This is a genomic window from Thermoactinomyces vulgaris, assembly GCF_003688725.1.
Taxonomy (GTDB): domain Bacteria; phylum Bacillota; class Bacilli; order Thermoactinomycetales; family Thermoactinomycetaceae; genus Thermoactinomyces; species Thermoactinomyces vulgaris.
Genome location: NZ_REFP01000008.1, coordinates 178,467 through 203,054, shown reverse-complemented (window position 1 = coordinate 203,054; position 24,588 = coordinate 178,467). Strand labels below are relative to the sequence as shown.

The window sequence follows — 24,588 nt, the reverse complement described above, 5'->3', positions numbered from 1 at the left end:
TCCCCCCTTGTCAGAAAAAGACCCCTGCCTGCAAAATGCAATTGGAATAAGGCGTGGCTTCCCCTGTCCGGATGACGGCTTTGGCCTGCCTTGTCATCTGCTTGAATTCTTCATGCGGGACATAACTGATTTGATCCGGAAATTCGCTGGTCAAAAACGCATGTTGCTTGGCATTTTCGGCCACGATTTCTTCTGCGGCGAACACTTTCTCCACCACCATGTCCCCGTGAACCGCTTTCACGACGGCTTCAAACGACGGATTTCCCACCGTGACGGCCAGATCGATTTTGGGAACGCCGGCGGGCACCGGCAGTCCCGCATCGGCAATCACAATCCGGTCCGTATGCCCCAAATCGGACAGAACCTTGGAAATGGCGCTGTTGATGATTCCGGTTTTCTTCATCCTTCCCGACTCCTTTTCACTTCTTCTGCCGTTGGCATCCCACCCTGTGCACCAAATTTCGTCACAGACAATGCGGCGGCATGGTTGGCGAATTCAAGGGCTTCATAAACGGATTTTCCCCCGGCAATTTGAACCGCAAATGCGGCATTAAAGGTATCCCCGGCACCGGTTGTATCCACCACCGGCACGCTGATTCCCGGAACCAGCCATTCTTTCTCCCCGTCAAAAAAGCGTGCCCCTTCTTTCCCTTCCGTGATGATCAATTTGTTCGGATATCTTTTTAGCACTTCGGAACGGTCTTCCCCGTCAAACAAAAGCTTGAATTCATGTTCATTGGGAGTGATGAATGAAGCCTTCGCGATCAATTCCCGGCTGACGGGCCGTGCCGGTGCGGGATTGAGCAAAAGCGGAACCCCCAGCTTGTCGCAAAGCTCAGCCGCAAATTCCACCGTCTCCATCGGAATTTCCAACTGAACCAGCACGACATCCGCTTCACGAATCACAGATTCGGCTTTTTTCACATATTCCGGTGTGGTATGGTCATTCGCGCCTTTGACGACAACAATGCTGTTATCCCCTTCCGCCAAGGTGATATGTGCGGTTCCCGACCGGGTATGTGTAACCGGTTCCATATATTTCGTATTGACCCCGTTGGTTTTCAAATTCTCCAAGATGATCTCGCCGAAGTCGTCGTCCCCGACCCGCCCGATCATGGTCACATCGGCTCCGAGCCGTGCCGCGGCCACCGCCTGGTTGGCTCCCTTTCCGCCGGGAACGGTTTCAAACGAATTTCCCAATACCGTTTCGCCGGCTTGCGGACGCTTGTCCGCACTCACCACCAAGTCAATGGACGAACTGCCGATCACTGCTATTTTTGCCACGTTCCATCCCCTGCCTTTCTGGTTGTCTCTCTTTCCACAAAAGATACAGGCAATATGATTTGCTTTTTCTTGATATCCGCTTGACGGATTCTCTCCAACAACAGTTTGGCCGCTTCCTTTCCCATTTCATAGGCGGGCTGTTGAATGGTGGATAAAGCGGGAAACAGAAATTTGCTCATCGGAATGTCGTCAAAACCGATGATTTGCATCTCCTCCGGGATCTTCCTGCCCCGTCGCAACGCCTCCCGCAACACGGCCGAGGCCACAATGTCATTGACGGCGATCACCCCGTCCGTGTCCGGATACAATTCAAACAGTTTCCCGGCGGTTTCCAAAGCCCCGTCAAAAGAAAAAGAAGTGTTTAACACCTGAAACTGCACTTGGGATTTCCCGAGAACTTCCAGCGCCGCAAAAAATCTTTCATACGCGGTCCGCACATGTTTCGGGCCCCGAAGCAACGTGATATTGCGGCTGCCCCGGTCCAGCAGGATTTGCGCAGCCAGCCGCCCTCCTTCCTTTTGATCGGAACATACAAACGGAAAGTCATGATGAATCCGGTCCAGCAAGACAACGGGAATATTTAATTTTTCCCATTGCGATACTTCTTCACTGCTGGTGCTGATCACGCCAAGCACATTATGTTGGGTGAACGTTTCAATGTAACGGACTTCCTTTTCTGCATCCTCATCACTGTTTCCGATAATCAAGCGGTATCCGTTTTGTTGCAGAACATCTTCGACTCCCCGGGCAATTTCCGGAAAAAAGGGGTTGGTGATATCCGGAATGATCAACCCGATCAGCTTCGACTTTTGGAAATATAAAGAACGGGCCACTTCATTCGGCAAATAATTCAATTTCGAAATGGCGGCTTCCACCAATTTTCTGGTCTCCTCCTGAACATACCCGTTCCGGTTGATCACCCGGGAAACGGTCGCCACCGACACCCCCGCTTCTTTCGCCACATCTTTGATCGTCGCCATTACTCCCACCATTTTTCTTTTTTGATGTGTAACCGTTTACATCATTATGTCACAAAAATGTTTAATTCACAAGATAAATCTTTTTTCTCTGTTCAAATTAAAAAAACATGCCAAAAGGCCGGCTTTTTGCCATCAGCCGGCCTTTATCACCAATATTTTCCATTTGCAATCCAAAAAAGAACCCGGTAAAATGAATGTTACCTTCATGCACATTATATTCGAAAGAACATAATTACTCCATAATAATTATAAAACATAATTCACCCCCTTGTCAATCTTTTTTTGAAAGGAGCGGAAGCATGGAAAATTCCAAACGGATCTGGCAGGAAGAGCAAGAACGTGTCGACCGGGTGATCGATGAAATCGACGGACGCCTTTCTTCGCTCGAACAGCAAGCAAACCAAGTCAAATCAGACATTGTGGATATACGCAAAAACTTTTGGGAAGATGTGCGGATCAATTTTGCCGACGAGATCGAAACAACCGAAACCGTGGTCAGCATCAAGCAACAAGCCGAAGTTTTGGCGGAAAGAGAGCGCCGCCACCGAACCTCGCAAAAACAAGTGCAACTCTTAAAGAAAATGAAATCCTCCCCCTACTTCGGACGGATTGATTTTACCGAACACGGGGAAGAAAAAGAATCGATTTATCTGGGAATCGCCTCGCTGGTCGATGAGCAAACGAATGAGTTTCTCATTTATGACTGGCGCGCCCCCGTCTGCAGCCTGTATTATGATTACCCGCCGGGGCCTGCACGGTATGAAACGCCGGGCGGAACGGTCGAAGGATTCATCGGTCTGAAGCGCCAATTCCTGATAAAAAACGGAATCATTGAAAGCTTGTTTGACACCGGGATCACCATTGGCGATCAACTGTTGCAGGAAGTGCTCGGAAAAAGATCCGACTCCCAAATGAAAAGCATCGTGGCCACCATTCAACAAGAACAAAACCGCATCATCCGTAATGAAAAAAGCCGGCTGGTCATCGTTCAAGGGGCGGCCGGGAGCGGAAAAACTTCGGCCGCGTTGCAACGGGTCGCCTATCTCCTTTACCGGTACCGGAATTCATTGAAAGCCGAAAATATCCTTTTGTTTTCCCCCAATCCGATGTTTAACCGGTATGTCTCCACGGTTCTTCCCGAACTGGGGGAGGAAAACATGCAACAAACCACTTTTCAGGAGCTGTTGGAACATCAATTGAAAAATCTATTGAAAGTGGAAGATCCGTTTTCACAAATTGAATATACCTTGACAAACCATCAGGAAGACGGGTATGAGGCAAGGATTGACGGCATCCGCTACAAAGCCTCCCGGGCATACATCCGGTTGCTGGACCTTTACCTGTCTTATCTCGGGCAACATGGCGCGTTAGTCTTCCGGGACATTCCGTTCCGTGGCGGCACGATCATTCCGGCCGGGGAAATCAAAGCCCATTTTGCTTCCCTGGATTCGTCCCTTCCGCTCACCCACCGGATCTCCCTGGTCAAAGACCGGCTGATGGCAGAACTGAAAAAGCGGGCCCGGGAAGAAGTCAAAAAAGACTGGGTGGATGAAGAAATCCAGTGGTTGAATCCGGCCAATTACATCCGCGCTGACCAAGCGCTGCAAAAAGACAAACATTTCACTTCCGATACCTTTGACGATCTACAAAGGGAACGGCACTGGCTGGCCAAAAAAGTGGTCCAAAAACACATCAAACCGGCTGTCCGCATGGTCAAAAAACTCGGATTTCTGGACATTCCGGCCATCTACCGGCAACTGTTTGCCGATCCAACCCTGGCCAAAGATGCCCTCGGGCTCACGGATCTGCCGGAAACCTGGCCGGACATCTGCCGGCAAACGGTTGCCAAACTGGAGCAAAAGGAGCTTTTTTACGAAGACGCCACTCCTTTGCTCTATTTGAAAACCCGGCTTGAAGGATTGGAAACCAACCGGTCCATCCGCCATATTTTTATCGATGAAGCGCAGGATTACTCGCCTTTTCAGTTTTTCTTTTTAAAGCGTTTGTTTCCGCGCAGCAAGATGACAATCCTCGGCGATTTCAACCAGGCCGTCTTTTCTCATACCCCGGTTCATCACAATATGGCTGAGTTATCCTCTCTGTATGGAAAAGAGCAAACCGAATTGGTTGAATTGAAACGAAGTTACCGGTCCACCTTTCCGATCATCGAATTCACCCGTCACCTGGCGGAAAACAAAGAAGCCATCGAGCCCTTTGAACGTCCGGGGAGCAAGCCGACCGTGACCGAAGTGCAAAACCGAAAGGAACTTCACAACCGGATTCTCCACCGCATCGAAACATTGCTAAAAGACGGGCATGAAACGATTGCCGTCATATGCAAAACAGCCGCGGAAAGCCAAAAGGTTTTTGATGCATTGAACAAAGCAACTGCCGAACCGGTTCAACTGATCACGAAAGAATCCGTCGAATTTCACCCGGGCATCCTGGTCATTCCGGTTTATCTCGCCAAAGGCATTGAATTTGATGCCGTGATTCTTTATGACGCTTCCGGGGATCAATATCACCGGGAAAACGAGCGGAAATTATTGTACACCGCCTGCACCCGCGCCATGCATGCTTTGCACCTTTACTGCCTCGGCAAAATGAGTCCGTTTATAAAAGAAGTCCCTGAAGACACCTATCTCCGGGATCATCAATAAAAAAAAAAGAGCGGGAACATACCCGCTCTTTTTTTATTGGAGCATTTCCCGCAACCGGTGAATGTGATCGGGGCTACCGCTGATAATGAGGCGATCCCCGACTTCCAGCACGGTGTCCCCGTGAGGAAGGATGGCTTCATTTCCCCGCAGGATGCGGATGATCAACGTATCCCCCCAAAAAGTCAGGTCCCGGACCCGTGCCAAATGGTAACGGTGGTTCAACAATTTCACTTCCATCAAATTTCCGTTATCATGGTTCACCAGTTTAAACAGGGTCGGATGTTCAATCAAAATCTTGGTCAACGTTTGATTGGCAAAGAAGGTGGAGATGAGCTGGATTCCCAGATTGTTTAACGACTGTTGCAACTCTTTGCTTTCCACCCGGGCAATGATCCGTTCAACGCCTTGTTTCTTCGCCGCTTTGGCCAACTCCACGTTCCTTTCATCATGCGGCGTGAACAAAACCATGATATCGCATGAAAATCCGTTTTCCTTTTGCAGGTATTCCTCTTCGACCACCGGCAATTGAATGATCGGAAACGGACGCTGTTTTTCTTCCAGATTCGATTTATCCGCTCCGTAAACTTTGACTTCATACCCGTCCCGGTGCAAATCCTGCGCCAGGGTCAATGTCGCGGCATTGATCCCCACCAGCGAAACGGACGGGCGTTCCACCTCATCGACGGCATCCGGCAACAATTGCTGGAATATAATCGGCGGAATGATCACGGTGATGGACGCGGCCAAAATCAACGCCGTGTTCATCGTGTTATTGATGATTCCGAGATCCATCCCGACCGCCGCGGCGGCAATGACCAAACTGATGGTGGATGTCAACAAAATCCCCGAACTGATTGACTCGCGCCAAGAAAACCACTTGCGGAAAATCAAAACCAAAAGTCCTTTGGATAAGATAAAGGCAAGCAAAATGAGCGGAAACATGATCAAAGCACGGGCATCCTGCATCAACGAGACCAGGTCCAGCTTGGCACCCACCATCACAAAGAATATCGGGATTAAAAAGCCAAAACCAAATGCATTCAATTGACTGACAAACTCTTCACGCGGCCCCAACAACGACACAATGACGCCTGCCAAAAAGGCTCCCAAAATATTTTCCGCCCCGACTGTTTCCGATAACGCGACAAAAAACAGGATCAAAGCAAAGACGCCGCGTGTTCCGATGGAAATTGTCTCTTTGGAAATGGATTCGGTCAGCCGAATGGGCTTTAATGCTTGGATAATGCGGTACACCGCAAAGAAAATCACAAAAAATAACAATAACAGCAGCACGCTGAAAAATCCTTTTTCCGACTTCAGCGCCGCATAAACCGCCAACAAAATCATGGTGATAAAGTCCGCAAAAACTGCCGTCACCAAGATTGATTGTCCCAGCGGTTTTTTATTGATCCCTTTATCTTTCACCACCGGCAAAGTGACACTCAATGAGATCGTGGAAATGATCAAAGTGATAAAGTAAGGATCTTTGATAAACCCCGCAACATATAAGATCCAACTGATCACAAAAGACAAGAGAAGAATGCTTATAAAACTGATCAGACCGATCATGAGCGGATTTTCCCGATTCTCTTTCTTTCCGCTTGTCTTACCCGTGTTTAAAATCATATTAAAGTCGATTTCCAGTCCGCTTAAAAACATCAAAAAAATAATTCCAAGCGTGGACAACATTTCCAGCCAGGTGTCCTCAACCACCCATCCCAAGCCGCTTTTTCCCAGGATCAAGCCAACCATGATTTCTGCGACAACGGCCGGAATCGCATTCCATTTTAAACGGTGCAATAAGATCGGAACCAAAAATGCCACGATGACCACAATCATGACTGAAATCAATGAATGATCCACTTCCATATCTTGTCCCCCCATCCATTACGGGTTTCAATTTTCTACCTGTAGACCCTGCCGGAACATGAGAAGTTGCAAAGCACTTTCTTGCTCATCATAATGGTCTTTGAGATCCGTGACAAGTGCCGGGCGATATAATTTTATTTTGTTTCCGCCCGACAAGGCCTCCTTTTTTTACCAACACGCCTTCTCCCCGCTTGGTACACCGGCCAGCGACGGTGAACCGGCATCAACCCTTGCATGGAGATTGAAATTGCTTTCACAAACGTACTATAGTAGGTAAAGAGTGAGTACGGAGCACCAAAGGAGAGAAAAAGGATGAATCAAACGTCGAACAAAACTGCTGTCAATATGAACCAAGGGGCTCTGATCGTTTCCTGCCCTGAAAAGCAAGGAATCATTGCTGCAATCACACAATTTCTTTATGAAAACGGAGCCAACATCTTGCACTCCGATCAATTTTCAACCAATCCGGAAAGCGGACACTTTTTTATGCGGGTCCAGTTTCTGATGGACAACCTGACCGGACGGATTGATGAACTTCGGCAACAATTTTCATTGATTGCAGAGCCGTTTCAGATGGATTGGAAAATCACGCATCCGTCCGAAAGAAAAAAGCTGGCGGTCTTCGTTTCAAAGGAAGACCATTGTCTGCGGGAACTGTTGTGGCGTTGGAGTATCAAAGAATTGAATGCCGATATTGTCATGGTGGTTTCCAATCACCCGGACATGAAATATCTGGTTACACCCCACAACATTCCTTATTATCATGTCCCGGTGACCAAAGAAAACCGTGAAGAAGCCGCAGACATCCATCTGGAACTGCTTCAAAAACACCAAGTGGATACTCTTATCCTTGCTCGTTATATGCAAATTATCCCTGGTAAAATCATCGACCGTTATCCGAATCAAATCATTAACATCCACCACTCGTTTTTGCCGGCCTTTATCGGGGGGAAACCGTATCACCAAGCGTTCAACCGCGGGGTGAAGCTCATCGGGGCCACAGCACACTATGTCACGGAAGATTTGGATGAAGGTCCCATTATCGAACAAGATGTGAGCCGTGTCAATCACCGGCATCAAGTCGCCGATTTAAAACGAATCGGACGCGATCTGGAGCGGATCGTTTTGGCCAGAGCCGTCCAATGGCACATCAATGACCAGATTATCGTTCACAATCACAAAACCATCGTGTTTGAATAAAAAATCCCCTTTACAGGGGATTTTTTGCTTTATGACCACAACTTCGGCAACTCTTCCACACTGACCACCAATCCCATGGTTGCCATGATCACAGCGACCAGGATGCCAAAGACCGTCAGCCAAAGCGGATGCCTGTATTCACCGACAATCTCCTTCCGGCGGGCGGCAAACAGGATGATGGCCAGTGAAAGTGGCAGAATAAAACCATTTAACGTCCCCACCAAAATCAACATTTTCACCGGTTTTCCCACCACCACAAAAACCGCTGTGGACAACAAGATGAAGCAAACGGTCCACCACCGGTGATGACGGTCGATCTTTTCATGCCAAGTACGAATAAAGGAGACGGAAGTATATGCCGCTCCCACCACCGACGTAATGGCGGCCGCCCACATGACCAAACCGAACAATTGATAGCCTGTCTCTCCCGTGGCCAGCTGAAACACCGAAGCCGCCGGATTGCTTTCGCTTAATGTTCCCCCCGCAGAAACCACGCCCAATGTCGCCAAAAACAAGACCAAACGCATGACCGATGTGATGATGATTCCGGAAACCGAACTTCGGTTGGTTTCCGGCAACGCTTCCGTTCCTTTCAATCCGGCATCTAAAAGGCGGTGCCCTCCTGCAAAGGTAATGTATCCGCCAACTGATCCGCCGACCACGGTCACAATGGCCATAAAAAATGCATTCCACCCGTCAACGGGCACATCGGGAACCAGCGAGCGCACCGCAGCTTCACCCAGGGGAGGATGCGATCCCACTGCCACCCAGAGCGTCAGCCCAATCATCACAAATCCCAACAACACGGCAAACCGGTCCATCACTTTCCCGGCTTCTTTGGACAAAAAAACCATCACGGCAATCAACCCGCTGATGACCGCTCCCCATACCGCATCCACACCAAACAACACTTCAAACCCCAATCCGGCACCGGCCACATTGCCAATGTTAAAAGCCAATCCTCCTGACACCACCAAAAACGACAAAACGTGGCCGAGCCCCGGCCGGACCGCATGGGCAATATCCTGCGCCCGCATCTTCGATACAACAATAACCCGCCAAATATTTAATTGGGCTCCAATGTCGAGCAAAACGGAAGCCAAGATCACAAACCCGAAACTGGCTCCAAATTGGGCCGTGAATACGGAAGTTTGTGTCAAAAACCCGGGTCCGACGGCAGAAGTGGCCATTAAAAATGCGGCCCCCATCAAAGATAACCAAACTTTTTTCTGCACCGTACCAACCGCCTTTAATTGGATTGAATTAAAAAAAGATTCCGTTTTTTAATAATATACTTTTAAATGGTTTTATTTCTTTTCCATACTAACATATTTCCGCTTGCCACCAACACCTTCCCCGTTTAAAAAAACCACTTCTGAAATGACATTCAGAAGTGGTTTTCAAGTCAAGTCGAGATGCTTACTTCGCTTTGGCCGATCCCGGCTCTTTCGGGGTTCCCGCTCTTCTTCTTTTGGGCACTTCCTGGCGGAACGCCTTCAACAAGGAAACCGCCACACCGATCAGGATAAAGGCAAATGGAAAAGCAGCAATAATCGATGCCATCTGCAATCCTTCCAATCCGCCGGAGTAAAGCAAGATCAAAGCCGAAGCGGAAATAATGAGTCCCCAAATCCATTTGACGGTATTGGAAGGGTTTAAACTCCCGTCCGTCGTCTGCATTCCCAGCACAAACGTTGCCGAGTCGGCGGAAGTAATGAAAAACGTGCTGATCAAAATCACGGCAAGCACAATCATAATCCCGCTCAACGGCAAATGGGAAAGCATCGAGAACAGAGCCACTTCGGTTCCCTGCTCGCTCATCTGTTCAAAAAGCGGAATACCATCCGACATCTCCATGTGAAGTCCGGTTCCTCCGAAAACGCTGAACCAAAATGCCCCGAAAAAGGTGGGCACCAAGAGGACGCCGATCACAAATTCCCGCACCGTGCGCCCTTTTGAAATGCGGGCAATAAACGTTCCGACAAACGGAGCCCAAGCAATCCACCATGCCCAGTAAAAGATCGTCCAACTTTGAATCCATTCATTAGCCTGCGGATTAAACGGCCCCAAATAGAAACTCATCCGGGGCAACTCCTGAATATACGCCCCCAACGTGGATGTGAACAAATTCATGATAAACTTGGTCGGTCCCGTGAACAAAACAAAAAACATCAACAATACCGCAATCAGAATATTGATATTGCTCAAGTACTTGATCCCTTTATTCAGCCCGGTGGTGGTCGAAAGAATAAACAAGCCGGTCACAATCACAATGGCGATGAATTGGGTGAGGATGTTATTTTCCAGCGGCGTCACAAAAGAAAGCCCTCCGCCGATCTGAATGGCCCCCAATCCCAAGGAAGTGGCCACGCCGAACACCGTGGCATAAACGGAAATAATATCAATTGTTTTCCCGACCGGTCCCTTCACTTTCTCTTTCAACAGTGGATAAAAGGTGTGGCTGATCAATCCCGGAGCATCTTTTCGAAAGTTTGCATAAGCAAGCGCCAATCCCAAAAGGGCATAAATTCCCCATGGATGCAATCCCCAGTGGAAGAAGGAATAACGCATCGCATCATTGGCGGCGGTACCGGAACCTGGTTGGGCAAAGATCGGCTGATAAAGATGGGACAACGGCTCAGCTGTTCCCCAAAAGACCAGTCCGATCCCCATTCCGGCACTGAATAACATGGCAAACCATGAAATGGTGCCAAATTCGGGACGATCGGTATCCTTTCCGAGTCGAATATTTCCATAGCGGCTGAAAATGAGGAATAAAGAAAAGATCAAAAAGGCCGTGGTGGAAAACAAATAGAACCAACCAAACTTATCCTGCAAAAAAGTCTGGATATCGTTCATGACCGTCAGAATATGTTTTGGGGCGACACCCCCCCACAAAATAAAGACAAAGGAAATAATCACTGAAATAATGAAGACGTTGGTAAATTTTTTCATGCTTCAATCCTTCCTATTTACAGACTGGTAAAAATGCTCCGGTTTCATAATTAAGATATATTCCCCGGTTTTTCGATTTTTAAACCGTGTTTTTTCAAAGAGAATAAAAAAAAGGATTGAGGAATCTGTTTCCCCAATCCTCTCAAGATCAGTATTCTCCCAAATCAATCAAATCATTCATTTCCTGATATTGGTTTTGCATACGCTTTTTGATATTCACTTCCCAATGTTGGGACAAAAAGCGGGCCGCTTCATCCAAATCACTAAAAACCTTGCGCTCTCCCTGATAAATCACCATCCAACCTTCGTCCAAACCTTTGAACACTCTTTCCACTTCAATCTTATGTTCATCCTTCGACGTCGAAAAATAAGTCGATTCCCCGACTTTCAAGTTTTTTAAAATATTTTTCACTTCTTGTTCCTTCATCATCTTTCTCCCTTTGGCATATGCACCAATCATCTTTGTTCATGTACATCATAACATGATCCGGCATCCAATATAAAAGCGCCATCTGAAGAGTATGAAAATCAGAGGCGCTGATTTACTGAATCCATTTAACGAGAAAATGGATATTGATTGGGAGCTACAAAGGTATTGGGACCATGGTATTGATTGGGAGAAGCGTACTGGCCCTGCGGCGGCTGATATTGGTTTCCGCCCGGAGGCATCGGCAATGCCTTTTGCTGGGACTGTGGTTGATCCTGAGAATTCTCCTCCAAATCTTCCATCCCAAACTCTTCCAAAACGCGGCGCACCAATTTTAACTCGTCATTGACCATTTCATCTTGATCTTTTGATTTGAGCAAAAGATTTTGATATTGCAAAAGAGCTTCTTCAATTAAATCAAGTTCGGCCTTTGATAAATTAACGGTGATTTTCATGATTTCTACTCCTTTATTTAAAACCTACAATACTACTAATATCATAATCGGATAGGAATCACAAAACAACCAGAAGAACATCTTGTGAAACCAATAACTTTCACATCGCCCGCGGAAATAATTATTCTTTTTTCCGCATTTTTATGGATTCCTTCACTCTTTTGCCCGCTTTTTTTCCAAATCAGCCAAATTGTTCATCACTTTTTCAAAGATTTTTATCGCTCTTTGATCACCGGCATCATCCACCGAACGCAACAACACGGCCACCGAATAACGCGGCGTTTCCACGGGGCCGAAACCGATCATCCATTTGTTGTACCGGTCTTTGTCCACCCCGATCTGAGCCGTTCCCGTCTTCCCCGCCAGGGACCAGGTTGCATTTTTAAGCGATGAAGCCGTGCCATCTGTGACGACTTGACGCATCAGCGCTTTGACGGATGCGGCGGTTTCCGGCTTGAGCGGTTTGGCCCCTTCGATTGTCTGCTCCCGAAAGCGAAATAACATGCGCCCTTCAGCATCTTTGATTTCCTTCACCAGACGCGGTTCCATGGTTTTTCCCTGATGGAAGACCGAAGTGATCATATTGGTTGCCTGAACCGGGGTCATCCGGACATCGCGCTGTCCGATCCCGGTTTGCACCAAAACCCCTTCATCTTTTTTATTCGTGGAATCTGCAAAAATCAGTCCCGTTTGCTCTTCAGCCAACTGCGCAAACGACGGGTCGTGAAACACTTTGCCGTTCCAGATCACTTTTTGCCCGAGCCCCAACCGCTTCGCATACTCTTCCAGTTTTTCAGGGCCGAGTGTTTTGGCCACGGTGCCAAAAACAATATTGCAGGACTTGGCATAAGCTTCGGCAAACGTAATTTTTCCGTGCCCTTCGGGATCATTGTCCCGCAAATGATATTGATCCAATTTTCCTTTGCAATGGAAAGTGGTGTCCGGGCGGACCAATCCCTGATCCAAAGCCGCCACCGCAACCACAGTCTTAAAGATCGAGCCGGGTGTTGCCTCCATCACCGCCCGGTTTTCCCAATGATTTTCCCCTTCCTTTTCCGAATTTCCTTTCGGCCGGCTGGCCATCGCCAGGATATCCCCGGAAGAGATCTCCTGAATCACCACTGCACCGTCATCCACACTTTCTTCTTGCAACAGGTTTTCCGCCATTTGCTGAATCTCTTTGTCCAATGTGGTGACAAGGGTCTTGGGCCGGTCTCCGGATCCGCGTTGAATATCTTTTCGTTTCATCTGCACCCCGTTTAACGGTTTTCCCGTCCGTGCCTTGGTATAAATTAAAAGATGCTCTTCTTCTCCGTGCAAAAATGGTTCAAAAGCTTGTTCAAGCCCGGAGATTCCAATGAATGATTCGGGATGCCAATTTCCGTTTTGGGCTTGCTCCTGATACCGGTTTTTCAAAAGGAGCGGACTGCGGGCAATCTGTCCGATCACTTGTTCCGCCACTTGGTTTAATGTCATGCGCTGGTCCGATTGAACCACCATCACCCCCGGGATGTTCATCGCTTCGATCCTCTCCCGCTCCAAGGGGGACAGGGTGATTTCTTCCCCGCGAATGCCTGACAAGATCGCGGGAGACTTCAGATGCAACAACTGGCGTCGGAATGCCTCATACGGATAATGGATCCATTCGGCAATCTGTTTGAATTGCTCCTCGCGCAGCTTGAGCTGCTCTTCACTTTGCGGAAAGATCAGCAAATGCCAATCGTTCCCTCCAACCAGCGTTTCTTGATGGCGATCCAAAATGTCCCCGCGACCGCTTTGAATCACAATTTCTTTGTTTTGCCGCGTTTGTGCCATGGTGACCAAATCAACTTGTTTATTCACAATTTCAAAAGACCGCGCCGAGGCGATCTGAATCATGTACAACCGAACCAAAATCACTGCAAACATGGACAAAATCAACAAGCTGACTGTGATGCTTCGCCAATTTCGTTTCATGATGACACCCCACTTCTTTCATCAGCTTCGACAGGATGAAAGCGGGGTATACTTCTTATATCAAAGCAGTCTTTCATACCAAAAAAGAAAATAAACCATTATTTATTCAGCGCGATGTTCTTTCTGTTCAGCATTTTTTCAGAAAATCCCTTTTTTTTTGCCCAAAAAAGCTCTTGCATTTTTGCAAGAGCTTTCTCCTGTTAATTTTTCTGTTCTCTTTGTGCTTGATTGGCATTACTCATTTTGATGTACTGATTATGCTGCTCATACGTCTCGGCAAAGTAATGTTCGCCGCTGCCATCTCCCTTGGTGACATAATACTGGTAAGAATGCTGTTCCGGTTCCAAAGCGGCGCGCAACGCTTCTTCCCCCGGATTGGCGATCGGCCCCGGCGGCAAACCTTTGACTTGATATGTATTATACGGGTGCTGTTTGTATTTCAACTGATGAAAAGGAATATCCTTCCATTCCTCCTTCAACTGCGTCACATACAAAAAAGTGGCGTCGATTCCCAGTTTCTGATTATCGGTGCTGTGCAGCCGGTTATAAATCACACCGGAAATGCGCGGATATTCCTGCTTTGCCTTTCCTTCCCTTTCCACCAGCGACGCAATTGTCACCAGCTTATCCAACGTCATGCCTTTTTCCGGTTCATTTTGATTGAGCCGGTCACGAATTTTCAGTTTTTCGACACGCTGTGCAAACTGGCCCAGCATGATGTTGATGATTTCCTCTTCCGAAGCCGTTTTTGGAAAGTCATAGGTGCTGGGGAACAAATATCCTTCCAATTTAAACGGTCGGTCGGGATTTTGGGGAATGTTCACCTCAAAATTATATTTTGGTTTTTTACTATTCAATAAATCTAGAAACTTTTCTTTGTCAAAATCCTCTTTTTCCTTTTCAAGGCGATTGGCGATTTTCATGGCATCCCATCCTTCGGGAATGGTCACCGTAACAACGTTTTCTTCGCCTTTAGAAAATTTTTCTAATATTCGATCGATGTCTTCATCAGGCTCAATCAGGTAATTCCCGGCTTGCAGGTTGGTCTTTTGCTTGAGAAAAACATAAAGACCGAAACAATAGGACCGGCGAATGATTTGCTTTTCCTCCAAAATCTTGCCGACTTGCTTCAATGATGTATTTTTAGGGATTTCCACCGCCACTGGTTCGGTTCGTTCCGATGAGCCCAAAGTGAAATCCATAAAGAAGTAACCCAGAATCCCCCAACCGGCCAGTAGCGCAATGGTAAAGAAGATGCGCCAAAACCATTTCATGAGACGTGGACTCCTTTTTCTGATTAAATCTCTTCTTTATTACAAGAAACCCTTCTCTATGTTAGCACAGTTTATCAAAAAGAAAACGGGGTTCCCCCCGTTTTTACTGAAAGTCATGAAAATATAACATTTCGTCAACGGCATCGGCAATATTTTCCCACTCTTGCTCATCCTCAATTTCTTCGATGCGCCCTTGATTGACATGAAACAAGTGCAGATCATCCGGATGATCGCCGTCTTTTTGCAACAAAGCATAGTGTTGTCCGTTCACTTCAACTTCATGGACAATCCGGTAAGGAGTGCCGGCCGGTTCGACATTGGAAACCATGTGATCCGGATATTGCTGACGCAAGATATTCACTTCTCTTGCTCCGTGAACCGACAGGTTGTTATTGTTCATTTTCCTCACTTTCCTCTTCCAATTCACTCACCAGTGTGTTAAACACTTCTTCCACCATATCCCATTCTTCTTCATTCTCTTCTTCAATCATTTCCAGATTCAAATTGCCATCCTCTTCGGTATAGCGAAAAGCCATCACTTCTTGGTAAGGCTCCTGTTCGTCCGGTTCCCCGCCTTGTTCCCCGTCGACCGGCGTGACAAACATATAGCTTTTGCCTGTTTCATCATGATCAAACGTATATAAGATCTCAAACTTTTCCTCTTTCCCGTTTTCCGTCGGAATGATCAAGTATTCCGGTTCATGATTATGTGCCATTAAAATTGCCTCCTCTTTGCATCCAGATATCCTTGCAAAATCCATGTCGCAGCCAGTTGGTCAACCACCTTTTTCCGTTTGCGGCGGGAAAGATCGGCATCAATCAAGGTGCGCTCTGCCGCTGCTGTTGACAAGCGTTCATCCCACAAGTGCACAGGATATCCATATCGCTTTTTTAATTCTTCGGCCAGTTGCCGGCTCAACTCCCCGCGGGGACCGATGGTCCCGTTCATGTTGCGGGGGAAGCCGACAACCAGCTCTTTTATTTGATATTGTTCCACAAGTTGGTCCAATTCTTTCAACCAGTTACTGTTTTTGCGGTCAATGACTTTGACGCCCTGAGCGGTCAGCCCTAATGCATCGCTGACCGCCACGCCAATTCTCCGGTCTCCTGCATCCAGTCCCAGAATCCGGGGGAAATCATCTATATGCTTTGAAGAGAGTTCATCCAAATCCATTTTCCAATACCTTTCTTATTGATTCTGCCTTTCCACACCCAAGTAGTGCTTGACGAGTTCTTCGATAATTTCATCCCGTTCCATTTTCCGGATCATGGCACGGGCATTTTTATGGCGCGGAATATAAGCCGGATCTCCTGAAATAAGGTAGCCCACAATTTGGCTGATCGGATTGTAACCTTTTTCCTTCAAGGCCTCATAAACGTGGAACAACAAATCTTTAGGGTCGATCTCATTTCCACCTCGGAAATTAAACTTCATCGTTTCATCCATGGATGATCTCACACCCCTCTCTTATGAAGATCCGCACTTTAATCCTTCGCCTTTTGCAATGGATTATCCTTTGTTTTTAACAGGACATTTGCCGGCGGATCCACTCACTGACTCCGGCCAAAGCAGCCGGCAATTGTTCCGGTTTCTTGCCTCCGGCTTGCGCCATATCCGGACGGCCGCCACCGCCGCCACCGCATTGGACAGCCACTTCTTTCACCAATTTTCCGGCGTGCAACCCTTCCTTTACGTATTTGGGGGAGACCGAAGCCACAATGGACACTTTTCCGTTTGAAGCCGCGCCCAGCACGATGACTCCTTCTTCGAGGTGCTTACGCAAATCGTCCATTAACGAGCGCAACGGTTCCATGCCGCCGGCTTGCACTTGTGTGGCGAGCACCGGGACTCCGGACACTTCCTGCACCTGATTCAGCAATTTGGCAACCTGAGCCTGGTTTAACTTGGCCGTGAGGGATTCGTTTTCCCTTTCCAACTCTTTCTGGCGGTTTTGCAATTGTTCAATCCGTTCCGGAACATCTTGCGCTTTGCTTTTCAACTGCCGGGCAGCCTGGTTGAGCCATCCGATCTGCTCTTCAACGAACGCATAAGCATGGCGCCCGGTCACTGCTTCGATCCGGCGGGTTCCGGAACCGATTCCGCTTTCCCCGGTAATTTTGAAAAGACCAATCTCACCGGTGAATTTCACATGGGTTCCGCCGCAAAGCTCCAAGCTGTAGTCGTCAATTTTCACGACCCGCACGATGCTGCCATATTTTTCGCCAAACAAAGCCATGGCTCCCATCGCTTTGGCCTCGTCCAGCGGCTTGATCATGACTTCCACCTTATTATTAGCCCAAATCTGTTCGTTTACACGCCGTTCCACTTCTTTGATTTCCTCTTCGGACATCGCGCCGATGTGTGTGAAATCAAAGCGGAGGCGATCCGGCGCAACCAAAGAACCGGCTTGGTTCACATGTTCGCCCAAGACATCTTTTAAGGCTTGGTGCAACAAGTGAGTGGCCGTATGGTTTTTCACCGTGTCCTGGCGCAAATCGCGATGGATGGCGGCTTTGACCGTTTCTCCTTCGCGGATCGTCCCTTTTTCAACCTGAATGTTGTGGACATGCTCACCACGCGGTCCTTTTTGCACATCCAGCACGGTCAGTTCCGCCTGGCCGGACAAAATGACGCCCCGGTCGGCGACCTGCCCGCCGCTTTCCGCATAAAACGGGGTTTCTTTCAGGATCAAAAACCCTTTTTGTCCTTCCGTCAATTCCCGAACCCGTTCCTCTTCATGAATCAACACGGAAACGGTGGTCTGGCATTCGGTTTTTTCATAACCGACAAACTCCGTGTCCACTTGCAATTCAGAGAGAACACCGCCTTGCACCTGCATGCTGTCCGCATCTTCCCTCGCGGAACGGGCCCGTTCCCGTTGTTTTTTCATTTCTTCTTCGAATCCCTGACGGTCGACGGAAACCCCTTGCTCGCGGGCAATTTCTTCGGTTAAATCAAAAGGAAAACCATAGGTGTCATACAATTTGAATGCTTCTTTTCCGGAGATTTCTTGTTTTCCTTCGGTTTTTGCTTTATCCAAGACCTTTTCAAGAATATGCAAGCCTTCGGTCAATGTTTCCAGGAATTTTTCTTCTTCACCCCGGATGACCCGTTGGATGAAATCTTGTTTTTGCACCGGCTCCGGATAGTAATCTTTCATGATCTCCGCCACGATCGGGGTCAATTCATAAAGGAACGGCCGTTTGATCCCCAGCTTCCGTCCGTACCGAACGGCCCGGCGCAACAAGCGGCGCAAAACATAGCCGCGGCCCTCATTGGAAGGAAGCGCTCCATCCCCCACGGCAAAAACAATGGTCCGCACATGATCAGCAATCACTTTCAACGCGACATCGGTTTCCTCTTTTTCCCCGTAGGCCACTCCCGCTTTCTCACAGGTTGCCTGGATGATCGGCTGGAACAAATCCGTGTCATAGTTGGTCGGAACATCCTGCATCACCGAAGCCATCCGTTCCAACCCCATGCCGGTATCAATGTTCTTTTTCGGCAGGGGCGTGTAAGTCCCGTCCGGATTGTGGTTGTATTGGGAAAACACGAGGTTCCAGATTTCCAGATACCGTTCGTTTTCACCGCCGGGGTAACACTCCGGATCCGAGGGATCACAAAGATGGGCCCCGCGGTCATAGAAAATTTCGGTATTGGGGCCGCTCGGTCCCTCGCCGATATCCCAGAAATTTTCTTCCAGGCGGATGATCCGCTCATCGGGCAAGCCGATTTTCTCTTTCCACAGCCGGTAAGCTTCCTCATCTTCCGGGTGAATGGTTACGGACAATTTTTCCGGATCCAGCCCCATCCATTTGGGATCGGTCAGGAATTCCCAAGCCCACTCGATCGCTTCTTCTTTAAAGTAATCCCCGACCGAAAAGTTTCCCAACATCTCAAAAAACGTATGATGGCGGGCCGTGTATCCGACATTTTCAATATCATTGGTACGGATCGCTTTTTGCGAATTGACGATCCGTGGATTTTCCGGTTTCACCCGGCCGTCAAAATACTTTTTCAATGTGGCCACCCCGCTGTTGATCCACAACAGAGAAGGATCATCCACAGGGACAAGCGATGCACTGGGTTCGATTTTGTGCCCTTTTTCCGCAAAGAATTCAAGATATTTCCGGCGAATTTCACTTGCTTTCATCAACTCTTACCTCCTTTTTCCAATAAAAAACCTCCCCGTCCTCGATCAGGGACGAGAAGGCTGTTCTCGCGGTACCACCCTTATTACCGTCAAATCCCGGTCCTTTGGAAGCCGGGTATGTAACACGGTCACCTCATTAAAGGATAACGGCAGATTCTGCCGGCAGGGATTAGCTGCATTCCGGAACTGGCCGTGGATCGATCGGTTCCGGAAAAGCCTCTCAGCCCACGGGCTTTTCTCTCTGGCGGGGATTCAATCCACTCGGTTCCTTCATCATGTTTCACATATTCCAGATGCTCTTTGGTTTTTTTATTATACAATCTGTTTTGCCGGGTTTCAAACCCTTCGTTCAATAAAATGTTGCAAAATATGCTCCACCGTCACTTTTCCCATCGCAAAAACGGGAACAGCCAAAAGCAATCCCAAAACCCCCCCGATTTCCCCACCGACCAATAAGGCCAAGATAATAAACAACGGATGCATATGCAGGCTTCGCCCGACAATCTGTGGCGAAATCACATTCCCTTCCAGCATCTGGACAAAGAGATTGACGATCACAACGCCGACGGCCGTTTTGGGAGAAACGGTCAGTGCCACAAACAATGACGGAATGAGGCCAAATATGGGGCCCAGATACGGAATGACATTAAAGACGGCAACCAAAGCCGCCATCAAGAGTGCATAGGGCAACCCCACAATGAGATAACCGATATATGCCAGCACCCCGACAACCACGCAAACCAGAAACTGCCCGCGAATGTAATTGCCCAGTGCATCGTCCACATCCCTCAACAAACGGAGAATCGGCTTGCGCTGTTTTTTGGGCAACAAAGTAAGCAATGTCCGTTCAATGGATTGAATGTCCTTTAACATGTAAAAAGCCAAAAAAGGAATGATCAAAACGAGAAACAACTGGTTGATGGTGCTGCCGATCCCGCTCATCATGTTTCCCACATAACCGGTCATCTTATGCTCCAATTTTGACAATGCTTGCTCGATGCCTTCTTTGACCCCAAAAGGCAACAACTCTTTGCTGTGATCATTGTATTCTTTGATCATGAGCTGGATCCGCTCATTCCATTCCGGAAGATGCTCAGCCAACTCTTTGAATTGATGTTGCAAAAGCGGAATGGTGTTCATCGCCAAAATCACCAGAGACAGGATAAACAAACTGTATATGAGCAACACCGCCAGACTGCGCGGCAGAAACTTCTGGCTCAACAAATTGACCACCGGATTTAATAAATAGGAAATGATCATGGCAATTAAAAAAGGGCCGAAAACCGCCTTTAAAAAACGAAAAATGCCCGATATCCACGGTCCGAGTTGCATAAGAAAATACAAGATGCCGAGCAGAACAAGGACAAAAAGAGCCCGATGCAAATATTGCGGCATTTTCCATTGCTCCACGGACGGCACCTCCCGAAAAACCAATCTTACTTATAAGATACGAAAACCTGTCTCATTTTATGAGAAGCAAAAAATCCCCGGGCTTATTTTGGGCCCGGGGATTTTCGCGGGGTTTGGTTATCTTGCGATTTGGAAGCGACGAAGCCCTTTCATGAGCCCTTCCATCATGATTTTGCGCAACCATTTGTTTTTTTGCATGGCACGCATCATGGACTGCAAATAGTACTGCATCTTGCTTTTTTGCCGCATGTGCATCATCCGTCTGAAGCCGAATAAAATCAATCCGCCTGCGATAAGGGTGTAAAGTGTCCGGCGCATGACGAAGCTCCCTCCTTGTGGGTGAGGTCAGTCCAAATACGAAAGGTGAGAGCTTTCCTCCAAAAACAGGTCATTGAGGGAAGTCAGGGTTCCGTCTTCTTCCACTTGATACACCGAGGTAATTTGATCTTCTTCTGTGGTGATTTCCACAAAGCAGTGCCAGCAATACAGCTGATTGGTTCCCACTTTTCCCAGGTCGTGAGAATTGCAATTCGGACAACGAAGCATACTGATTTCCTTCCTTCAAGAATTGGCATCTTTGACTTCAATTTGGTCGGCGGGGGCAATCAACACATCTTCTCCCCAAATCAGCGGTTTTTTCGTTTTCAACCACTTTCTGCCGTCCCGAATGTCATTTAAGATGCCGTCAGAGAGTTCGTACCCTATCAGCGTCCCCATTTCTTCCAGAAAATAGACATTTTCCACCAAACCCATTTCATATCCGCTGCTGGTTAAAATGGTGCGTCCTTTTAATTTCTTGTCTCCCGAACAAATGCTCATCCAATTCTTGTTTTTCGGGTTGGCGGAAAATGGATGCTCGTTGTCCACTACGACGGCATCATTTCCGATGGAAACGATATGGTCCGTCGAAATAAACTTTCGCCTTTTAAACAAACCGCCGTCTTCCATCAAAATACCCCTGAACTGTTGCTCTTCATCAAACAGAAGATCACAGACGGTTCCCAACTTCTTGCCTGTTTCAAGATGGATGATGGAAAGCCCGATCACTTCCTGGGATTTGCGCAAGGATATCAGCCTCCCCCGCTACCCTTAGTATTGGCGGATCACCGTCGGAAATGCGGGGGACTTGTTACCAGTCTTCCTCAATCAAATCTTGAAGCCGGCTGTTTCGTTCCTCACCCCGTTGGTTTTTCAATCCCTCGACCAAGGCTTCCTTTTCCCCGCACATGATCAGATACGATTTGCTCCGGGTAATCCCCGTATAAATCAGATTCCGCTCCAGCATCCGGCGAAAAGCAAATAATACCGGAAACACCACAATCGGAAATTCGGATCCTTGCGCCTTATGGACGGAACAGGCATATGCCAGGGAAATTTGGCCCAATTGCGTCTTTTTATAAGGAACTTCCAACCGGTCGTACCGCACCCACAACACCGGCTGATCCCCGGAAGCCGTTTCGTCAATGGAGGTGATGATGCCCATATCCCCGTTATAAACCGGATGTTCCGTGTGATTGACAAGCTGCAACACTTTGTCTCCCAACCGAAACACCGTGTCTCCCCAAGCAATTTCTTTTTTTTGCGGGCCCGGGGGATTTAAAACGGCTTGAATCTCTTCGTTGATGCGGTTCACCCCGACGGGGCCTTTGTAAATCGGGGCCAGAACCTGGATGTCAAACAACGTGTACCCTTTTTTGACGGCATTGACGACGGTTTGCACTATGACGGACAGCGCTTGTTCTTTTTTGCACGAAAAAAAACGGCGGTCGGGCCGGGGCAACAACAAATCATCCGGAACCTCACCGTTTTTCACGGCATGCGCCAGCTCAATGATCGAAGAGCCTTCCTGTTGCCGGAAAATTTCCGTCAACTCGGCACGAGGAATTTCTTTCACCTGCAAGAGATGATGCAAAACCTGGCCGGGTCCCACGGAAGGAAGCTGTTCTTGATCCCCGACCAAAATCACCTGCATCCCCTTTGGAATCGCCCGGAAAAGTGAATTGGCCAGCCAGATGTCGAGCATCGAAACCTCGTCCACAATTAACAAACTTCCTTCAATCGGATGATCAGCATGATGCTCAAAAAATTCTCCTTTCCATCCCAACAACCGGTGAATCGTCATTGCCGGAAGCCCCGTGGTTTCAGACATCCGCTTGGCGGCCCGCCCGGTGGGCGCAACCAGCCGGATGGGAAACGGCTTCTCCGTTCCTTTGTAATCCTCGGGATTGATGGAAATTTCATTCAGGCGGGAAAACAGCTGACAAATCCCTTGGATCACGGTGGTCTTCCCCGTTCCCGGCCCACCGGTCAAGATCATCAAGGAAGACGACATCGCCGTGATCAAGGCATCTCTCTGCTTTTCGGCATAACTGACTGACAACTCTTCTTCAATCTCCCCGATTTTTCCGTAAATGTCCGCCACCGAGTAATCCGGCTCAAACGGCTCCTCCAGCAATTGCTTGACCCGCATGGCAAGCCCGTATTCCGCGTAATACAACGAAGGCAGATAATAGCGGCCGTCTTCTAATATCAACCGGTCATCATCCAACAGATGCTCAATATAAAGCGTCCGTTTCTCTTCCGGAAACCATCGGACCGCCTCTTCCCCCAACAGATCATTGACCGCTTCGTTCAACTGTTCCCAAGTGACGTAAACATGTCCCCGGGACAGAGAGGCTTCCTTGATCACATACAGCAACGCGGCTTGAAAACGCTCCGGAGCATCTTCGCTGAGCCCTTGTGCTTTGGCAATTTCATCGGCCCGCCGAAACCCGATTCCGTCAATTTCTTCAATCATCCGGTAGGGGTTTTCTTTCAGAATGGAGATGGTCTCATGTTTATATGTTTGAACGATCCGCAAGGCCAAGGCCGGGCCGATTCCGAATTGATACAAATAAACCAACGCTTGCTCCAGTCCCTGATGGTCATGAAGTTGCTCAGCGATTTTCCGGGCTTTTGCGGCCGAAATCCCTTTGATTTCCTCCAAACAACGGGGATCGTTTGCAATTTTGTCGAGCGCCTCCGTCCCCAAAAAATCAACGATTTTTTCTGCCGTCTTTTGCCCCACGCCGGAGAACAGCCCGCTGGAAAGATAACGGATGATGGCGTCTCTGGAGCGCGGAATCTCTTTTTGCACGCGATGGGCATACCATTGCCGGCCAAACTTGGGATGGTTTCTCCACTCTCCGTAGCAACAATAAACTTCTTCCTGATACGGGCGCAACATATTGCCGACCACGGTGATCTCCTCTTCCTCCACTTCCTCGGAAGCATCCGTCACCTTCAATATAAACACGCCATATCCGGTTTCCTCGTTATAAAAAATTTCCTGTTTGAAAACGCCTTTGACATAGCTTTCTTGAAACAGATCCAACTGTGTATTCATGACACTCACCCTGATTCATGCCTTAAAGAAAAGGACCTCAAACAAACATCTGAGGTCGCTTTTAAGAATTATCCCGTAAAATCTTCTTTCATTTCATCCATCACATATTCCATCGCACATTCGGGGGAGCAAAATTCCGCTTGCTCCTGCTCCGCATCCCAATCGATGCGGGACGGGTCAAACGGATTGTATTCGTGTTCGCAACAACGGCAGCGCTTGGTTTGCACTACTTGATCCAGCCCCTGTTCCAAGCGTCTTAAATGTTTTTTTTCCAACTTTAATACTTTGGCAATAAACTCCATAATTTGTTGTTTATTCTCAAAATACAACGGATCTTCTTTGGCATACGTGGTCGGATTCCACCACACCCACCGGCCGTCGGAAAGGTGGGCGACGTAAAAGTCTTCCACCACCCGCTCCGAAGCTTGTTCCAAACGTTGGTAGGAAGGAAAACCCAACTCGGCGGCCAAATTATCCATCAATGCACGGTCAATGTCGGCAAGCATGGTTTTCCAGTCAATGTTGTCCAATTCCTTTTCCCAATCTTCCATTTGATCAAGGGCATGCAAATTCAATGGT

Annotated in this window: 23 protein-coding genes; 2 read left to right on the top strand and 21 right to left on the bottom strand. The window is 48.1% G+C overall.

Going from position 1 to position 24,588, the window contains the following annotated elements; genetic code table 11:
* Window positions 1-10: 10 nt before the first annotated feature.
* The 3 genes from rbsD to ATH33_RS05320 are packed head-to-tail and all read right to left on the bottom strand — an operon-like array spanning window position 11 to window position 2,264.
* A complete protein-coding gene (rbsD, locus tag ATH33_RS05330) occupies window positions 11-403 on the bottom strand; it encodes a D-ribose pyranase (protein ID WP_037994675.1) in 393 nt (130 codons plus the stop codon).
* Window positions 400-1,284 carry a ribokinase gene (gene rbsK / locus ATH33_RS05325; protein WP_037994676.1) on the bottom strand — a complete coding sequence of 295 codons (885 nt, stop codon included), beginning with the start codon at window positions 1,282-1,284 and terminating at the stop codon, window positions 400-402. The genes rbsD and rbsK overlap by 4 nt, the downstream gene beginning before the upstream one ends.
* Window positions 1,272-2,264, bottom strand: coding sequence for a LacI family DNA-binding transcriptional regulator (locus tag ATH33_RS05320; RefSeq protein WP_037994678.1), 993 nt, complete (start codon window positions 2,262-2,264; stop codon window positions 1,272-1,274). The genes rbsK and ATH33_RS05320 overlap by 13 nt, the downstream gene beginning before the upstream one ends.
* 299 nt (window positions 2,265-2,563) lie before the next feature.
* Between ATH33_RS05320 and helD the strand changes: the two genes are divergently transcribed.
* On the top strand, window positions 2,564-4,924 hold the full coding sequence (gene helD / locus ATH33_RS05315; RefSeq protein WP_121874183.1) for an RNA polymerase recycling motor HelD: 2,361 nt from the start codon (window positions 2,564-2,566) through the stop codon (window positions 4,922-4,924).
* 33 nt (window positions 4,925-4,957) lie between these two features.
* Here the strand turns inward: helD and ATH33_RS05310 are convergent, their stop codons facing one another.
* Window positions 4,958-6,793: a monovalent cation:proton antiporter family protein gene (locus ATH33_RS05310; RefSeq protein ID WP_037993240.1), complete on the bottom strand. Its 1,836-nt coding sequence runs from the start codon at window positions 6,791-6,793 to the stop codon at window positions 4,958-4,960.
* A 312-nt stretch (window positions 6,794-7,105) separates the two neighbouring features.
* On the opposite strand from ATH33_RS05310, the gene purU reads away from it, so the two are divergent.
* Window positions 7,106-7,993, top strand: coding sequence for a formyltetrahydrofolate deformylase (gene purU / locus ATH33_RS05305; RefSeq protein WP_037993241.1), 888 nt, complete (start codon window positions 7,106-7,108; stop codon window positions 7,991-7,993).
* Window positions 7,994-8,022: 29 nt separating this feature from the next.
* Here purU and ATH33_RS05300 read toward each other — a convergent pair whose 3' ends face one another.
* The 17 genes from ATH33_RS05300 to ATH33_RS05215 all read right to left on the bottom strand — a co-directional run bounded on the left by ATH33_RS05300 (window position 8,023) and on the right by ATH33_RS05215 (window position 24,584).
* Entirely contained in the window at window positions 8,023-9,201 is a 1,179-nt protein-coding gene (locus tag ATH33_RS05300) for an NRAMP family divalent metal transporter (RefSeq protein ID WP_082240550.1), read from the bottom strand.
* A gap of 211 nt (window positions 9,202-9,412) precedes the next feature.
* The gene (locus ATH33_RS05295; RefSeq protein ID WP_121874182.1) at window positions 9,413-10,948 is read right to left on the bottom strand and encodes a glycine betaine uptake BCCT transporter; all 1,536 of its coding nucleotides are present in this window, start codon (window positions 10,946-10,948) and stop codon (window positions 9,413-9,415) included.
* A gap of 148 nt (window positions 10,949-11,096) precedes the next feature.
* On the bottom strand, window positions 11,097-11,375 hold the full coding sequence (locus tag ATH33_RS05290) for a hypothetical protein (protein ID WP_037993247.1): 279 nt from the start codon (window positions 11,373-11,375) through the stop codon (window positions 11,097-11,099).
* Between the two features lie 128 nt (window positions 11,376-11,503).
* Complete coding sequence (locus tag ATH33_RS05285; RefSeq protein ID WP_062843114.1) at window positions 11,504-11,830, bottom strand: hypothetical protein; 327 nt, start codon at window positions 11,828-11,830, stop codon at window positions 11,504-11,506.
* Between the two features lie 153 nt (window positions 11,831-11,983).
* Window positions 11,984-13,786, bottom strand: coding sequence for a peptidoglycan D,D-transpeptidase FtsI family protein (locus tag ATH33_RS05280; protein WP_049720391.1), 1,803 nt, complete (start codon window positions 13,784-13,786; stop codon window positions 11,984-11,986).
* A gap of 200 nt (window positions 13,787-13,986) precedes the next feature.
* On the bottom strand, window positions 13,987-15,060 hold the full coding sequence (gene mltG, locus ATH33_RS05275) for an endolytic transglycosylase MltG (RefSeq protein ID WP_049720392.1): 1,074 nt from the start codon (window positions 15,058-15,060) through the stop codon (window positions 13,987-13,989).
* Window positions 15,061-15,163: 103 nt separating this feature from the next.
* Entirely contained in the window at window positions 15,164-15,460 is a 297-nt protein-coding gene (locus tag ATH33_RS05270; protein WP_037993252.1) for a DUF1292 domain-containing protein, read from the bottom strand.
* Entirely contained in the window at window positions 15,450-15,776 is a 327-nt protein-coding gene (locus ATH33_RS05265; protein ID WP_037993253.1) for a DUF1292 domain-containing protein, read from the bottom strand. The genes ATH33_RS05270 and ATH33_RS05265 overlap by 11 nt, the downstream gene beginning before the upstream one ends.
* A complete protein-coding gene (gene ruvX / locus ATH33_RS05260; protein ID WP_049720393.1) occupies window positions 15,776-16,234 on the bottom strand; it encodes a Holliday junction resolvase RuvX in 459 nt (152 codons plus the stop codon). Before ruvX ends, ATH33_RS05265 begins: the two co-directional genes overlap by 1 nt.
* Before the next feature lie 15 nt (window positions 16,235-16,249).
* A complete protein-coding gene (locus tag ATH33_RS05255) occupies window positions 16,250-16,507 on the bottom strand; it encodes an IreB family regulatory phosphoprotein (RefSeq protein ID WP_037993255.1) in 258 nt (85 codons plus the stop codon).
* A 76-nt stretch (window positions 16,508-16,583) separates the two neighbouring features.
* Entirely contained in the window at window positions 16,584-19,214 is a 2,631-nt protein-coding gene (gene alaS, locus ATH33_RS05250) for an alanine--tRNA ligase (protein WP_037993257.1), read from the bottom strand.
* 336 nt (window positions 19,215-19,550) lie between these two features.
* Window positions 19,551-20,624 (bottom strand): AI-2E family transporter, encoded by a 1,074-nt coding sequence (locus ATH33_RS05240; RefSeq protein ID WP_309485132.1) that lies wholly within the window; start codon window positions 20,622-20,624, stop codon window positions 19,551-19,553.
* A 117-nt stretch (window positions 20,625-20,741) separates the two neighbouring features.
* Window positions 20,742-20,942: a hypothetical protein gene (locus ATH33_RS05235; protein WP_037993259.1), complete on the bottom strand. Its 201-nt coding sequence runs from the start codon at window positions 20,940-20,942 to the stop codon at window positions 20,742-20,744.
* Between the two features lie 27 nt (window positions 20,943-20,969).
* Window positions 20,970-21,170 carry a hypothetical protein gene (locus ATH33_RS05230; RefSeq protein ID WP_037993262.1) on the bottom strand — a complete coding sequence of 67 codons (201 nt, stop codon included), beginning with the start codon at window positions 21,168-21,170 and terminating at the stop codon, window positions 20,970-20,972.
* 15 nt (window positions 21,171-21,185) lie between these two features.
* Entirely contained in the window at window positions 21,186-21,689 is a 504-nt protein-coding gene (locus ATH33_RS05225) for a PRC-barrel domain-containing protein (RefSeq protein WP_049720414.1), read from the bottom strand.
* Window positions 21,690-21,753: 64 nt separating this feature from the next.
* Complete coding sequence (recD2, locus tag ATH33_RS05220) at window positions 21,754-24,009, bottom strand: SF1B family DNA helicase RecD2 (protein ID WP_121874181.1); 2,256 nt, start codon at window positions 24,007-24,009, stop codon at window positions 21,754-21,756.
* 68 nt (window positions 24,010-24,077) lie between these two features.
* Complete coding sequence (locus ATH33_RS05215) at window positions 24,078-24,584, bottom strand: hypothetical protein (protein WP_037993265.1); 507 nt, start codon at window positions 24,582-24,584, stop codon at window positions 24,078-24,080.
* Between the last annotated feature and the right edge of the window lie 4 nt (window positions 24,585-24,588).